The 14,566-nt window shown below is 66.1% G+C and carries 12 protein-coding genes and 1 pseudogene; 8 read left to right on the forward strand and 5 right to left on the reverse strand.

Annotation, left to right across the window (positions count from 1 at the left end):
- Positions 1-718: 718 nt before the first annotated feature.
- Positions 719-1,102: pseudogene (locus tag ACWFRU_RS04005) on the reverse strand (recombinase family protein); the annotation flags it as partial.
- Here ACWFRU_RS04005 and ACWFRU_RS04010 point away from each other — a divergent pair.
- A complete protein-coding gene (locus ACWFRU_RS04010) occupies positions 1,040-1,573 on the forward strand; it encodes a hypothetical protein (protein ID WP_453684333.1) in 534 nt (177 codons plus the stop codon). The pseudogene ACWFRU_RS04005 and the gene ACWFRU_RS04010 sit on opposite strands and share 63 nt — an antisense overlap.
- A 92-nt stretch (positions 1,574-1,665) precedes the next feature.
- Here the strand turns inward: ACWFRU_RS04010 and ACWFRU_RS04015 are convergent, their stop codons facing one another.
- Positions 1,666-1,944 carry a hypothetical protein gene (locus ACWFRU_RS04015; protein WP_453684335.1) on the reverse strand — a complete coding sequence of 93 codons (279 nt, stop codon included), beginning with the start codon at positions 1,942-1,944 and terminating at the stop codon, positions 1,666-1,668.
- 521 nt (positions 1,945-2,465) lie between these two features.
- Here ACWFRU_RS04015 and ACWFRU_RS04020 point away from each other — a divergent pair.
- Entirely contained in the window at positions 2,466-3,515 is a 1,050-nt protein-coding gene (locus ACWFRU_RS04020; protein ID WP_453684337.1) for a replication-relaxation family protein, read from the forward strand.
- A gap of 420 nt (positions 3,516-3,935) precedes the next feature.
- On the opposite strand, the gene ACWFRU_RS04025 is transcribed toward ACWFRU_RS04020, so the two are convergent.
- Positions 3,936-4,160, reverse strand: coding sequence for a hypothetical protein (locus ACWFRU_RS04025; protein ID WP_453684338.1), 225 nt, complete (start codon positions 4,158-4,160; stop codon positions 3,936-3,938).
- 207 nt (positions 4,161-4,367) lie between these two features.
- Between ACWFRU_RS04025 and ACWFRU_RS04030 the strand changes: the two genes are divergently transcribed.
- The 6 genes from ACWFRU_RS04030 (at position 4,368) to ACWFRU_RS04055 (ending at position 10,732) form a co-directional block, all read left to right on the forward strand.
- Positions 4,368-4,622 (forward strand): hypothetical protein, encoded by a 255-nt coding sequence (locus ACWFRU_RS04030; protein WP_453684340.1) that lies wholly within the window; start codon positions 4,368-4,370, stop codon positions 4,620-4,622.
- Positions 4,594-5,109 (forward strand): DUF6879 family protein, encoded by a 516-nt coding sequence (locus tag ACWFRU_RS04035; protein WP_453684342.1) that lies wholly within the window; start codon positions 4,594-4,596, stop codon positions 5,107-5,109. Before ACWFRU_RS04030 ends, ACWFRU_RS04035 begins: the two co-directional genes overlap by 29 nt.
- Before the next feature lie 26 nt (positions 5,110-5,135).
- Positions 5,136-5,987, forward strand: coding sequence for a helix-turn-helix domain-containing protein (locus tag ACWFRU_RS04040; RefSeq protein WP_453684344.1), 852 nt, complete (start codon positions 5,136-5,138; stop codon positions 5,985-5,987).
- A 797-nt stretch (positions 5,988-6,784) separates the two neighbouring features.
- Positions 6,785-7,927, forward strand: a complete 1,143-nt coding sequence (locus ACWFRU_RS04045; RefSeq protein ID WP_453684346.1) for a DUF262 domain-containing protein — start codon at positions 6,785-6,787, stop codon at positions 7,925-7,927.
- A gap of 5 nt (positions 7,928-7,932) precedes the next feature.
- Complete coding sequence (locus ACWFRU_RS04050) at positions 7,933-9,270, forward strand: hypothetical protein (protein ID WP_453684347.1); 1,338 nt, start codon at positions 7,933-7,935, stop codon at positions 9,268-9,270.
- Between the two features lie 664 nt (positions 9,271-9,934).
- Positions 9,935-10,732, forward strand: a complete 798-nt coding sequence (locus ACWFRU_RS04055) for a bestrophin-like domain (RefSeq protein WP_453684349.1) — start codon at positions 9,935-9,937, stop codon at positions 10,730-10,732.
- 7 nt (positions 10,733-10,739) lie between these two features.
- Here the strand turns inward: ACWFRU_RS04055 and ACWFRU_RS04060 are convergent, their stop codons facing one another.
- Positions 10,740-12,530: a GMC oxidoreductase gene (locus tag ACWFRU_RS04060; RefSeq protein ID WP_453684351.1), complete on the reverse strand. Its 1,791-nt coding sequence runs from the start codon at positions 12,528-12,530 to the stop codon at positions 10,740-10,742.
- The gene (locus ACWFRU_RS04065) at positions 12,527-14,494 is read right to left on the reverse strand and encodes an AMP-dependent synthetase/ligase (protein ID WP_453684353.1); all 1,968 of its coding nucleotides are present in this window, start codon (positions 14,492-14,494) and stop codon (positions 12,527-12,529) included. The genes ACWFRU_RS04060 and ACWFRU_RS04065 overlap by 4 nt, the downstream gene beginning before the upstream one ends.
- Between the last annotated feature and the right edge of the window lie 72 nt (positions 14,495-14,566).

Genomic DNA, 14,566 nt, shown 5'->3' on the forward strand with positions numbered 1-14,566 from the left:
CGATGGCCGCCGTGCTGGCGCCGGTCAGAGTGACGCGAGCGGTCGCCGTCTGGGTCCTGTAGTCGTAGTGGATCTGCAGGCGCAGGACTTCGAACAGGCGCCTCGACAGTTCGTCCGGCATCCCTGCCAGGCGGACCGGGGTCACAGGGAGCTCACTGAGCAGCCCAGGATTCGGCGCCTCCTGGATCTCGGACTCCAGCGCGACCAGCCGGCGCTGCAGCTCGATCTCCTCCGCACGCAGCTCGGTGCTGCGGTCGCGGATGCTGCGCACGAAATCCTGATCAGGCGCATCGACCAGCTCCAGGTTGCGGATCAACCGCTTCCCCTTGGCCTGCGTCTCGGCGATGGCCCTGCGCAGGGCCGCCGCACGGTTATGGCGGTCCTGCCGCGCGTCGGAGTCCAGCAGCTCAAGGCTCTCGCGAAGCAGCTCATGCCGGTACGCGCCGAACACTCGCTCGGACAAGAAGTCCGTCAAGCCACCCAGCAGGCCCGCTTCGGGCACCCAAATACTCGCCGGGTGGTCGTCGGGCCGGTACTCCCTCTTCGGAGCGCAGACGTAGTAGCCGATGCCCTTGCTCGACTTACCGTGGAAGCGGCGGCGGCACGGCGTGCAGAACACGAAGCTGCGCAGCGGGTAGATCCGCCGCGCTCCCGGGTGCGTGCTCCTGCCCGGCGCGCTACGGGAGCGTTCCCGGTAATCGGCGACCAGCTGGGCCTGGACGAACGTCTCCAGGTCCACCAAGGCCGCGTGGGTGGGCTCCCGCGACCACACCCACTCCTCGACCGGGTTGGCGCGGTTGCGTCCGCCACCCTTGCGGGCCCGCCGGTTCCACACCATGTGGCCGGTGTGCTTCGGGTTGGTGAGCACGTCGCGGACGTTGGATTGCGTCCAGCGACCGACTGACGTGGCGGCGAGAATGGGCGACGGGGGCGGGTTGGCGATCAGATCCTGGTTGAGGCGTTCGGCGATCGCCGCGTAGCTGAGGCGTTCCACTACCCGCCAGGCGAACATCCTGCGCACGGCCTCACCCTCGACCGGGTGCACATCGAGGAGCGTCTTCTTGATGCCCTTGGCACGCTTGGCCGGGACCGGGTGCGGCACGGGTCGGGCCCGGTAGCCGTAGCAAGGCTTGCCGATGTTGTAACCGTGCTCGGTGTGGATCTCGAATCCCGCCCAGGACTTCGCCAGCATCTCCGTGACGTACCACTCCGCCACTCCTTGCTTCACGCGGCGCGTAAGAACCTGGGTCGCGGCGTTGGCCCGACGCTGACCGCCCCCGAGGTTGATCGGCTCATCCGCCGCCATCAACGGAATCCCGGCCTGCTCCAGTTGGTACTCGATCTTCGTACTGAAATAGGTGGTGCGGGCAATCCGATCGATCGCTTCACAGATGACGACATCGAATCGTCGATCCGCTCGCTGCGCCTCCTCCAGGAGGTCCTGCACTCCGCCGTCGCGCGGGACGGGGATCGCGAACCGCTCATGGGCACTGCCGCGACCGCGGGCCTCCACAGCCACGCGCCCGGATTCCACGTCGTAGAAGTGCGCGACGATCGCGGCGTTGTCGGGTAGCACGGCACGGCTCGCGGCGAGTTGGCGTGGCAGGGAGAGTGTGGGGTCCTGCAGATCGCGGGTGGAGGTCCTGCCCAGCCATGCCACTCGGATCAGTGCCGGTCGGCCTTCTTCTCCTGGCGGTACTGCTGCTCTGCTGGTGCGTTCGATCCAGGCTCGGATGGGTTCTGGGCGGCTATCCATTCCAGGACCTCCTGAATGACCGATGCCTGCGCGCGACGAAGGCGAGCTCCCTCGGGGCCGTCGAGGACTTCGACCTCGAACCTCATGCGGAGCTGCGGGGGCGGGGGCCAGCGGCCGTCCGCCGAGCTCTTGCGGCGACGCCTGTCCGGGACCTCAGCCAAGGCCGAGCCCTCGGTGGTGGCAGACACTCACGCTAGTCCTGCGCGGCGCCCGCCGGGCGGAGATTGCGGCTACAGCGTGGCCCGCCGTCCGCTCGATGGGGCGGGGGATGTCTCCGTGATGGCGTCGGCGGGGTTTGGGGTTGGGTTTGGGTGCCATGGCCGGCTCCTCTTCGGCAGGGTCTCCGACGCCCTAAGAGGCCGGAATTCCGGGCCGAATTTGACAACTTACGTACGAATCTTTGCCTTTCTGCCGCTTTGCGATACTCCCGTGGCTCCGCACACCGCTCACGGGTGGAGGTTCGGGCACGAGTGGAGGTTCGAGCCCGGATACGTCTCACGCAGCTTCGGAGCTTCCGCCAGCCTGCCCGCATCCACCGCTTTGGCGATCTCCAGCACCTGCCGAGGCGGGCGCCGGGACAGGGGCCGCCACCTGCACGTTAGGAGCCATTTAGCTCGCTGCTGTCTCCGGGTTGGCGAGGGCCTGCTAAGGCCATCAGATCTGCCGCACGCAGCTCCTCGACTGCCCCCGCCTGGAGGCGATTTCCCCCGTGAACAGCAACCCGAAGCCGCAACGTTCCTTGAGCAGTCACCGCCCCCAACGCCCCAGTGACCGAGCAGCTGCCACGGGCGAGTTCATCGCCCGCCTGGCCTCCCGGCTCACTGCCCGCGACCGGTGGCTGGCCGGGATGCTCTACGAGCACCAGGTCTTCACGTCCGCGCAGATCACCGAAATGGCCTGGCCCTCACCCCGTGCCGCCAACCTGCGCCTGCTGCAGCTCTACAAGTGGCGTGTCCTGGACCGCTTCCAGCCCTTCCTCACCTACGGCTCCGCACCCATGCACTACGTCCTCGACACGGCCGGGGCTGCCGTCGTGGCTCACGAAGCCGACCTCACCACAGCCGAGCTGGGCTACCACCGAGAGCGCGCACTCGGTATCGCCAACTCACAAGGCCTGACCCACATAGTGGGCACCAACAGCCTCTTCACAGCCCTGATCGCCCACGCCCGCCGCCCCGGGACCCACGCCCGGCTCGGTGACTGGTGGTCGGAACCCCGCTGCCGTCGCCTCTTCGGCGACACCGTGCGCCCCGACGCCTACGCCCGCTGGCACGAACAGGGACGGACCTTCGAGTGGTTCTTGGAGTACGACCGAGGCACCGAACGCCCGCCCGTCCGCGTAGCGGCCAAGCTCACCGGCTACGCCCGCCTGGCCGAGCAGACCGGCATCATCACCCCGGTCCTGATCTGGACGCCCACCGCTCACCGCGAAACTCGAGTCCGCCGCGCACTCGCCGACGCGCATGCCACCGTCTCCAACCCACACCACGTGCCGATCGCCACAACCCACGAGGAAGGTTCTTCGGATGCCGTTGCCGTCCGAAGCGATCTAGCCGAGGCACGATGGCTTCCGCTCGACCGGTTCGGCACGGCCACCACCCAACGCCGCCGGCTCATCGACCTCACCACAGCCTGGCCCGACCTTCCCCGGATCGCTGAACCTGCCGAGGAACCGCACGCCAGCACCTGGCGAGACCATCGCCCTCCGCCGCCCACACCCGACCCGCCCGCGCCGGACGCAGCCTTCGACAAGCGATAAACACTCCTCGCTGTCGAAGAGTCACAGGAACCTCGGGCAGGGGCCCAGGCCCCTGCCACCAGCTGAGACAGGCTAGTTCGAGGCTTCCGCCCTAGAAGGCCCAAGGAACAGCAGGGAAAGAGGAAGAGCGAACGGCAAGGAGGACGATCACGACCAGATGCGGAACGTCGTCAGGCCTCGCGCCTTGTCGTCATGCCGTGCCGCTCTGAGCACCACTGATCGATCACGAAGCGACGCCAACGCACTCAGGCGCGCATGCCCACAGTTCGACGTCTTCCGGTTCGCGGCCCCTGAAGTGGGTGGTCACTTTGCCAATGGGCCGGTCCGCGTACAACCGAGCACCGCACAGGGCGCATGCCCAGCCCTTGAGCTGGTCACCGTTCAACGTGCGCCAGTCGACGGGCGCGAGGGACGGGGTACTCACCGGGGCCGCCTGCTTTCCGCATTGGCCTTGGCTACCTTCGCCTGGAGTTCCTCGTGCGGGTCGGCCTTCCGCACGCTGCCGTGCTTGGCTTCCCACTCCGTGCCGCCGCCCGGCGGACGCAGGTACACGAACAAGGAGCCCCGCTCCATCACCACCCCGACGCGCCCGGTTGCGGTGTCGACGGCCACGGCCCCGACGTCCGGCACGGCCTTGCTGTCCATGTGCACTCCCGGCGTTGCTGGCGGCGCCTGGCGCACCGCGATGCGGTGGCCTCGGGACGAACGCTAGGGAGACTCCAAGAGCTCGATCTACGGACTTGCAACAGCTTGCACAGCAATTACTGGCTCAGTTCGGGGCCTTGACGATTGTCCAGCGCAGCAGGAACGGTGGTGCAAGTCAGAGCAAGTATCCGGGTGCGGGAGGCTGACATGGCCGTACAGTTCATCGGCATCGACCCCGATACCGATCGCGATCACTGCCCCACTGTGTGGGTGGACCCCGAGGCCGGCGAACTCCTGCTGCAGGGCTGGAAGCCCGCGGCCCGCACGGCAGCCGAGTGCGAGGCAACCAGCCCGGCCAACGGACCGGTCCCCGAGAGCGAGGCGATCATCCGCATCCCGGCCCGCCTGGTGCCCTCGATCAGGAAGGCGTGCGATGCCCTTGAGCGTCCCGGGCTTCGGTGAGCTGCTGGCCAACTGCCAGGCAAGCGCCGTGCACTTGGAGATGCGCGACAGCTACGCGACGAATGAACGCTTCGAAGCGTGGCAGCGGGGCGCCCGGATCAACTGGGACGACCGCGCATCCTGGTGGCACCCCTACGACCAGTTGATCGCGGATGCGGTTGCGCGGGGCGTGGCGATCCGGCGCGCCCGGATCGTGTCGGAGCCGGTGAGCGAATACATCAAGTGGGAGCACTACGTCACGCGCGCGAACACGACGGCCGGAGAGCAAGTCCGCTGGCTACCGCGGCGAAAGGCGTCAGACCTCGCCCTGCCCGGGAACGACTTCTGGGCCTTCGACAGCGCGCTCCTGCGCATCCACCACTTCTCGGGTGACGGGGCCGTCGTCGAGGATGAGATCACGGACGATCCCGCCACGGTGAAGCTGTGCGTCTCAGCGTTCGAGGCGGTATGGGAGCGTGCCACCCCGCACGACGACTACCACGTCTGATCACGGGAGGACCGGACAGCCAGCCCATGCCCACCCATCCCTCAGCCCGCGTACAAGAAGCGCGAGAGGCGCTCGCCGCGCGCCTGCGCGAGCTGCGCCTGGATGCCGGAATCACCGCACGCGAGCTGGCCATCCGGTGCCAGTGGAGCGAGTCCAAGTCGTCACGGATCGAGCACGCCAAGACCCCTCCCTCGGACGCCGACATCGGCGCCTGGTGCCGCGCGTGCCAGGCCGAGAGCCAGACGGCCGACCTGATCGCGGCCAACCGCCAGGCAGACGCCATGTACGTGGAGTGGCGGCGCCTGCAGCGCAGTGGACTTCGCCAGCTGCAGGAATCAGGCGCGGCCCTGTACCAGCGCACCCAACTCTTCCGGGTCTACTGCTCCAACGTGATGCCCGGATTCCTGCAAGGTCCCGGCTACGCGACAGCGCTGCTGTCGTCCATCGCGGCGTTCCGGGGCACCCCCGACGACGTCAGCGAGGCCGTCGCGGCACGCATGGAACGCTCCCGCGTCGTACACGAAGGAAACCACCGATTCGCAGTCCTGGTAGAGGAAGCCGTCCTGCGCTACCGAATCGGCAACGCCGACACGATGGCCGCCCAACTCGGCTCACTACTTTCCGCCATAGCCCTGCCATCTGTATCCCTCGGCGTGATCCCGCTCAACGCAACTCGCACAATGTGGCCCCTGGAGACCTTCACGGTCTTCGACGACGGCCGAGTCCACACTGACTCACTCACCGCGGCCGTAACCCTCACCGAGCCCACCGAAGTAGCCCTGTACGCACGGGCATTCGAAGAACTGACACGACTGGCTGTCCACGGCCCAGAAGCAAGAGCACTGATCACAGCAGCGCTCGGAACACTGGACGCCTGACCTCCGACACCACGTCCATTGGATGCGGGACGCCACACCGCCCCTCCCAACCTGCGCGGACAAACTTCCCCTAGATCGTCAAGGCTCGCTCCACTCGCGGCACGGTTTCGACCCACTCCATTGATCATTGTCGGTTCCAAGCCGCTCTTGTGGATCAGGCAGCGCCGGCTCGCCGGTTGCCGCCACCCTGATCTGACCTTGCAGCGTGAATCCTGAGCGCCCGTGAGACCACGAGGCGCACGTACAAAACACCCCTTCAAGCACCACCAGGCACGAGCCGTCTCAGCGGGATCAATCCGAAGGATCAAAGACCCCAGTACTGGGCGGGCGCCGGTCGGCCGCTGCTCCCCCAGGGACCACATCCCGCAACGATCCATGGAGGCCCCAGGGAGACTTCCGCACCGCAAGTCAACGACGCTTTGGGTTACCGATCAGGCCGGATCATGGTGACGGCAACCGGCGGGTCAACGCCGCGTGATCCTCAACCGCGCTGGGGGCCGCTGATCACACGTGTTCACCTCGGAGCCGGGGTAGTTCTGCCCGATGCGGGTCCACGGGTGGATGCGGGGAGCTCACATCCTGTTCGCCGTCGACTTGGGCAGAGCCGAGCAGACGTGGCTCGTAGCGTCCAGGTCGTTCGTACAGTGGCAGGCCGAGCCAGCGTCGTTGGGGCACGTCCGAAGCAACAGGGGGCGACTCCACGAACCACGAAAGCCCAGAGGTTGCGCCTCGAGCAGCGGTAGCCTGCGACTGCCCAACGATCCGCAAACGCATTGCTGCTGCCTTGAAGGAGCTCAGTGAGGCTACGCAAGTCCGACCTCGAAGTCGAAGTGCTCTACAACCGCATCGCACGCGGCGAACTCGATCTGCAGCCCGACTACCAGCGCGGCGAAGTCTGGGATACAGCCCGACGGCAACGCCTGGTGGACACCATCTTGCGCGGGTGGTACGTCCCTGCCATTCATGTGGTTCGTGATGGCGCTGGCGCTGAGTCCATTTTGGACGGACAGCAACGGCTACGCACCATCCAAGCGTTCATGAGTAACGAGTTCCGGTTTTCCGCCAAGATTGAACCGCCGAATCCCGAACTGGAACCTTTTGACGGATACCTTTTCGATCAGCTACCAGAAAACCTGAGGAAGAGGTTCCAGCGCTTCGAGATTAGCGTAGTAACGCTGACAGATTATGATCCAGCAGAACCGTCAGAACTCTTCTTTCGCCTCAACCAACAATACGCCTTGACTCCATCGGAGAAGCGTAACGCCCTATTCGGTGCGGCCCGAGACCAAGTCAAGGACGTAGTCTCAAGCCTTATCGAAGCAGGACTGTTGAGGCGTGAAGTAGTTGGATTTTCGAATGGGAGACTAGCATACGATGACGTAATTGCGAGAGTTTGCGTCGCTCTTCAGGAAGGTACACTCAGGCTCCAGCTGAGCAATACCTATATCGAAAAGTTCTATCGGTCCAGCGATTTCAGCCCATCCGTGACGCAACGCGCTCGCGATGCGGGAATCGCCCTGATGGCTGCCCTTCAGGGCCAAAAGGTGATGAGGTTCAACAAGGCCACACTGTTCACGTGGCTAATCTTCACCGATCACGTACTTCGAAACACAGAAACACCTATCCCTCAAGCCTTCATTAAGAGTTTTGAGGAACTACGTTCGGGCTCGGGAGTGCAGCTCCCCATTACCGGGCCAACGATTCAGCCGGAACTCCTCGGCGTAGTTAAGGCTTACAACGACCGGTCCTCCTATCGCGTACTCGACATCTCTTCAGTCCTCTTGCGCGATTTCACGCTCCACATTCTGTATGACGTATACACATCGCCTGACGGCAGACAACGATTCGCGAACGTCTCTGACAGACTGAAAGTCTCGGATGATGTAGAGAAAGAAATGCTTGCGGAAATCGAGCGCACCAACTGGGGGGCCGAACTGTGAGGCTCTTGCCGCTGGAGCAGCGATGGGACAGGCTCGCCAATGTCAGCACCTCTCGAGACTTCCCCAAGCAAGTAGTCCTAAATGACTTCGACACACAAAACCAGGTAGAGCTGCCCAAACCTCTCACGGTGATCTTTGGTCTGAACGGCTCGGGCAAGACACGACTCCTTAAAAGCATGTCCAAGTCGATGGCAGATGCACCCGTAGTCGCAATGTACGAATTGGTAAATTACCTGCTACACGACTTCGGTAAACGGGATGACATTCCTGACCTACTCGACGAACTCGAGCCACTCGCTCCGGGTAAAGTTAAGCTCGGCGAAGTACAAGATTTGGTTCGCCGCAATTATGATGAGGTTCGGTGGTATGTGGCTCCAATCGTGGGCGGCCCATTTTCACCGCTCGTAGGGGAAGACGTAGTTCCTGTCTTCGTGGTCAGACACGGGGGAAGGGAATACGATTTCAGGAGCATGGGTCTCGGCGAGCTGAGCGCCCATCTTCTCATGTGGATCCTCTCTTACAGCAAAGAGAGCGACAGCCAAGCATTCCTTTTGGACGAGCCAGAAGCATTTCTACCGGCACCCTCGAAGACGGACTTCTTGGCACATCTTCTGGAAACCTGCATCAATGGCGGGAAGCCTCTCGTAGTAGCCTCCCACTCTCTAGAGGTAATTCAGCCAGCTCTCGATGCAGACGCAGCTATCATGCTGTCCCCTCAATCCGCAGGAACGCAAGTAATCGGCCCTTCAGACACGTTGAAGGATCGAGTAGCGGGGTTGTACGGGCAGGTCCGAGACGTAGAATGGGTGATCCTGCTCGAAGACGAGGCAGCGTACGTCCTGATACAGGAGATCACGCGCACAGTGGCCCCGAAGCTTTGGCAGGAATGCCGATTCTTGTGGTGTAACGGATATGGCGATCTCGAGACTATCTGGTCTCACCTGCCTAGGCCCATTCATAAGATCGACGGGGTTCCTTCATTCGCCTTCGTTGCTGACGGCGATAAATTCGAGGACGTAAAAAAGGCCCTTGACAAGAACGGACGAAAGGCCCGACAGAAGAATCGATGGCCGCTCTTCTGTCTCCCTGGAGACCCTGACGCCTTGATGAAATCATCTGCTGCGGATCAGGCGTCTTTCTTGGCGGACCAGCTAGCTCAAGGCCTCGACGTCCTGAAGGGCTTCTTGGAGTCGATCGAGGGGCGCGAGGCTCACAACTGGCTCGAAGATTTCGTCAGTTTCGCCCGACGCCCCCGTCAAGACGTCATAAGATTGCTTTCCGTGGCCTACGTGCGCAATGCCAACAGGGAAGAACTTGGAGATTTCCTTTCCTCCCTCAAGTGACTCTCCCGGCCATCCCGTAGACGTCGGAGGTCAACGGACTAGACATGGGTTAGGCCCTGCGCTGCTGCCATCTGTTGGGCCGGCACGGGCACGGTTCGCAGAAGGAGCAGTTGCGTCGGCATGCGATGGAAGAGCTTCGCGCGCGGTAAGCACAGCTGAGATTGTGCAGGTCAGCGGTGTCACCGTTGACCTGCACGGAATCCTCTCCGGAACCATTGCGGGTTCACTGCCAGGCGTCCACTCGATTGCGTGTCGACGTTGCTGGGCAGACGTCCGCAGATATGCGCTCCCCGGCAGATGAGAGCCCTACCGCTGCGGAAGCGCACCAGGCATTTCGAACCTCCTACACGCAGGTTCACCCCCCCACCCCGCGCCCTAGGGAAGAACCTCCCCACAACGGCCAGCTCCCGCGTCGCGACCGGCGAAGGCCGCAGCTCAGGCCATCCCCCATCTGCACTGGCCCCCGCCGGGGGCGCTTCGTGTCATCCCTGTTCGGCCCTCCCTTCGGGAGGGCCTTTTTTGCTGGTCGGGGGAAGTTGTTCGCTCGTTCGTAGGCGTGGCGGGGCGGTTAGGTGTTTTCGTGGGTTTTGGGGGCGTGTGGGCGGTTCATGATCATGGGGGGTTTCTCGGAGCGGGGGATCTCTCGTCTGATCTGGAGGTCGCCGTGTTTCTCGTCATCGCCGTCGCCGTGCTGGCCCTGCTCGCGGGGCTGGCTGCCAATCGGTGGTTGCGGCCTCGGCTGATGGATGACGACGACACCGGGATGGCCGTCAAGGATCTTGTCGGGCCGTTGCTGACGCTTACCGTCCTCCTGCTGGCCTTCGTGCTGGTCACCGCATCCGGCTCCTACGGCAAGGCCGAGGTCGCCTCCCGTGGTGAGGCCCGTGCGCTCGACCAGCTCACCGAGATCGCCGAGTACGCGCCCGCCGAGGAGCTGCGCCGCATCCAGGCGGACGCCGTCTGCTACGCGCGTGCCGTCCGCAAGCAGGAGTGGCCCGCCATGGCCGACGGCAAGGGGTCCGCCGCGCCCAGCACCTGGTCGACCGACGTCCGCCACTCCTTCCGTTCGCTGGAGGGCAAGCCCGTCTTCGGCATGCTGGTCGCCGCCGACAACAAGCGGTCCGACGAGCGCGAGGAGCGCCTCACCCAGGCCACCGCCAGCATCCCCAGCGCCATCTTCTGGTTCCTGCTCGCCACCCTCACCATCACCGTCGTGGCACTCGCCGTATGTCTGCCCCGCAGGAAGAACCGGGGCCAGATCATCGTGCTCACCGTGATCACCGCGCTCCTGACGGCCACGCTGTGCATCATCCGGGACGTCGACCGGCCCTTCGGCGGCATCATCGACGTCGAGCCCACCGCGATCACCGAGGTCGAACGGCAGGCCACCCGCGACTTCCTGGCCCGCCACGACGCCGCCGACCTGCCCTGCGACTCCGACGGCAACCGGCGTCCCGCCTGAGCGGGGCTCACACCGGCAGCCGCAGCTCCCCGTAAGCGCCCTTGGGGACCGTGGGATTCTTCGGACGGGTGGCACGCACGCGCGCGTACCGCCCGCCCGGAGTCGGCCGGGTGTCCGGATCGCCCTTGTTGGGCCAGTGCGCCATGGCCCGTTCCGCCTGTGCCGTGATCGTCAGGGATGGGTTCACGCCCAGGTTCGCGGAGATCGCCGAGCCGTCCACCACGGAGATCCCCGGGTGGCCGTAGAGACGGTGGTAGGGGTCGATCACTCCTTCGTCCGGTGAGGCGCCGATCGGGCACCCGCCCAGGAAGTGTGCCGTGAGTGGCTTGTTGAGGAGCTCGCCCAAGTTTGTCCCCGCGTAACCGTTGATGCGCTCGGCCACCAGACCGGCCGCCTCCCAGCCCTCCGCGATGTGCACGGGGTTGGGCGCGCCGTGGCCCTGTTCGGCCGTCAGCAGGCGTCGGCGTCCCAGGCGTGTGGTGAGGGAGTTGTCGTGGGTCTGCATGACGAGGCCGATGATCGTGCGCTCCGACCAGCGGTGCGTCGAGGCGACGCGCGCCACGAGCACGGGGTGGGTGAGGAAGGCGAGTACGGCGGCCAGCGGCTTGGGGAGGTTGCGGCTGTACTGCGGGACGCAGATCAGCGCCATCAGGTTGGAGCCCTTGCCGTAACGGACGTTCTCGATGTGGGTGGTGGGGTTCGGGTGGATCGACGAGGTGATGGCGACGCCTCGTGTGAAGTCCAGGGGGCGGCCGGCGCCGTGTTTCTTGCGGTAGCGGCGCGGGAAGGTCACCGCGCCCACCAGGGCCTCGGAGTTGGTGCGGGTGAGTCTGCCGAGGCGGTCGGAGAGGCCCGGCAGCAGGCCCTCGTCCTTCATGCGGTGCAGGAGGGTCTGGGTCCCGTACGTGCCCGCCGCGAGGACGACATGGCGGGCGCGCAGGACGGTGCGACCGCCCCTGCGTCGCCTGGCGGTGGGGACCGTCACCACCTCGTGGCCCCCCGCAACCTCCCGCACCGACACCACCGTCGTCATCGCGCGGATCTCCGCGCCCGCCCGCTCGGCCAGGTACAGGTAGTTCTCGGTGAGCGTGTTCTTGGCGCCGACCTTGCAGCCCGTCATGCACGAACCGCACTCGGTGCAGGCCGCCCGCGCGGGACCGGCCCCGCCGAAGTACGGATCGGGAACTTCCGCGCGTGTCCCGCCCGTTGTAGGACTGGAGCCGGTGGCGCCGCCGGTACCGCCACCGACCACGGCAGCCCCGCAGCCACCCGCGTCCGCCCCGTCGCCGAAGAACACGCCCACAGGCGTCAGCCCGAAGGTGTCCGCCACGCCCATCCGGTCCGCCGCGGCCCGCAGGTGCTCGTCCGCCTCGGTCATGGTCGGGTTCTGGCGTACGCCGAGCATGCGCCGTGCCTGGTCGTAGTACGGAGCGAGTTCCGCCTGCCAGTCGGTGATGTCCGCCCACTGCTTGTCCCGGAAGAAGGCGGGCGGCGGTACGTAGAGGGTATTCGCGTAGTTCAGCGAGCCGCCGCCCACCCCGGCGCCCGCGAGGACCATGACGTTGCGCAGGAGGTGGATGCGCTGGAGGCCGTAGAGACCGAGGGCCGGGGCCCAGAGGTAGTTCCGCAGGTCCCAGGAGTGGCGGGGCAGCGAATCGCGGGTGAAGCGGCGCCCCGCCTCCAGGACGCCGACCCGGTAGCCCTTCTCGGTCAGGCGCAGGGCGGCCACCGAACCGCCGAAGCCCGAACCGACCACCAGTACGTCGAAATCGTAGGGCCCGTCAGGCGCGCCGCTCACCGTGCGGACTCGCCGTACAGCGCCTCGATCTCGCTCTCGTACGCCGCCGCCACCGCATGCCGTTTGATCTTCAGGGAGGGGGTGAGCAGGCCGTTGTCCTCCGTGAACTCGCCCTCGACGAGGGAGAACTTGCGGATCAACTCAGCCCGCGACACCGCCTCGTTCGCGTAGTCCACGGCCTTCTGGATCTCCGCGATCATCTTCGGGTCCCGGCACAGTTCGGCGAGCGGTGTGTCCTTCGGGCGCTTGCGGACGGCGAGCCAGTGCTCCACGGCCTCCGGGTCCAGCGTGATGAGCGCGGCGACGTACGAACGGTTGTCGCCGACGACGATGCACTGCCCGACCGGCGCCCTGCTGCGCAGCCGGTCCTCCAGGATCGCCGGGGAGACGTTCTTGCCCCCGGACGTGACGATGATGTCCTTCTTGCGGCCGGTGATCGTCAGGTAGCCGTCGTCGTCGAGCGCGCCCAGGTCTCCGGTGGCGAACCATTCGTCCCGCAGCACGGCGTCCGTCGCGGCCGGGTTGTTCCAGTACGACCCGAAGACGATGCCGCCCTTGATGAGCACCTCGCCGTCGTCCGCGATGCGTATGGCGGTGCCCGGCACCGGAAGGCCCACCGTGCCGGGGCGGGGCTTGAGCGGCGGCGTGATGGTCGCGGCGGCCGTGGTCTCCGTCAGGCCGTACCCCTCGTAGATGATGATTCCGGCGGCGTAGAAGAAGAGGTTCAGGCGGCGGTCGAGGGGCGAGCCGCCGCTGATGGCGTAGCGCAGCCTGCCGCCGACTTCCTTGCGGATGCGGCGGTAGACGAGCAGCTCGTACAGCGCCCAGCCGAGGTAGAGCCCGAGGGACCGACCGGGGGCGCGCGTGCCTTTCCCCTTCCCCTGGCCCTCGCCCTTCCCCGCGTCGAGGAACTTGTTCAGGTACGCCTCGCCGAACCGCACCGCGATCCTCTCGGCCCGGTCGAAGGACGCGCCGCGCCCGATCTTCTCCGCGGTCGCGCGCCCCGTGTCGTGGATCTTCTCGAAGAGGTACGGGACGCCGACGACGAACGTCGGCCGGAACGAGCGCAGTTCGGGCCGGAGTTCGTCCGGCTTGATGCTCGGGCAGTGGCCGAGTTCGATGCGGGCGAGCATGCAGGCGATCTGGATGGTGCGGCCCAGGATGTGGGCGAGCGGCAGGAAGAGGAGCGTGGAGGCGACCTGGCCCGTGATCTCCTTGAAGATGGGATGCAGCAGGTCGACGGTGTTCGCGGCCTCGGCGTGCAGGTTGGCGTGGGTCAGGACGCAGCCCTTGGGCTTGCCGGTCGTGCCGGACGTGTAGCAGATGGTGGCGATCGAGTCCGGGGTGAGGGCGGACCTGCGTTTGGTCACCTCTTCGTCGGACAACTCCGCGCCCGAGTCCGCCAGTTCGCGCAGGGCGCCGTCGTCGACGCAGAGGATGCGCGGCGGCTCGGTGAGGCCCCCGACCGCCGCCTGGGCCGTCGCGACGTTCTCCGCCGTCTCCGCGATCAGTAGCGTCGCGCCGGAGTCCCGCACGATCCACTCGATCTGTTCCGCCGCCGATGTGGCGTACACGGGCACGGTCTGGCCGCCCGCCGCCCAGATCGCGAAGTCCAGCACGGCCCACTCGTAGCGCGTACGGGACATCAGTGCGACCCGGCCGCCCGGCTGGAGCCCGGCCGCGATCAGCCCCTTCGCCGCGACGGTGACCTCGTGCGCGAAGGCCGCCGCGGTGACCGGACGCCACTGGTCGCCCTGCTTGCGCCTCAGGACGACCGCGCCGGGCGCCTCCGCGGCGTTGGTGAAGGGGATGTCGGCGGTGCTGCCCGCGGTGGGCTTCGCCGCGAGCGGGGCGGTGCGTGCCTCGCGCACGGTGCCGTGCTCGTCCCGGACGATCGCCACCGTGGCGCGGTCCGCGAGGCCGCGGTGGCGTTGCGCCCGTTTCAGATCCTTGCGTACGCCCATGACGGCTCCCGGCTCCCGGCTACCAACTGACGTGCCCATCAACTGACGTGCGGAGGTGATGCGGTGCGTACT

This window comes from Streptomyces sp. NPDC055099 (assembly GCF_053607685.1).

Excerpts from the sequence above, each read along its gene's own strand:
- ACWFRU_RS04025 (WP_453684338.1), bottom strand. The coding sequence starts at position 4,160 with ATGGACAGCAAGGCCGTGCCGGACGTCGGGGCCGTGGCCGTCGACACC.
- ACWFRU_RS04030 (WP_453684340.1), top strand. The coding sequence starts at position 4,368 with ATGGCCGTACAGTTCATCGGCATCGACCCCGATACCGATCGCGATCAC.
- ACWFRU_RS04035 (WP_453684342.1), top strand. The coding sequence starts at position 4,594 with ATGCCCTTGAGCGTCCCGGGCTTCGGTGAGCTGCTGGCCAACTGCCAG.
- ACWFRU_RS04040 (WP_453684344.1), top strand. The coding sequence starts at position 5,136 with ATGCCCACCCATCCCTCAGCCCGCGTACAAGAAGCGCGAGAGGCGCTC.
- ACWFRU_RS04065 (WP_453684353.1), bottom strand. The coding sequence starts at position 14,494 with ATGGGCGTACGCAAGGATCTGAAACGGGCGCAACGCCACCGCGGCCTC.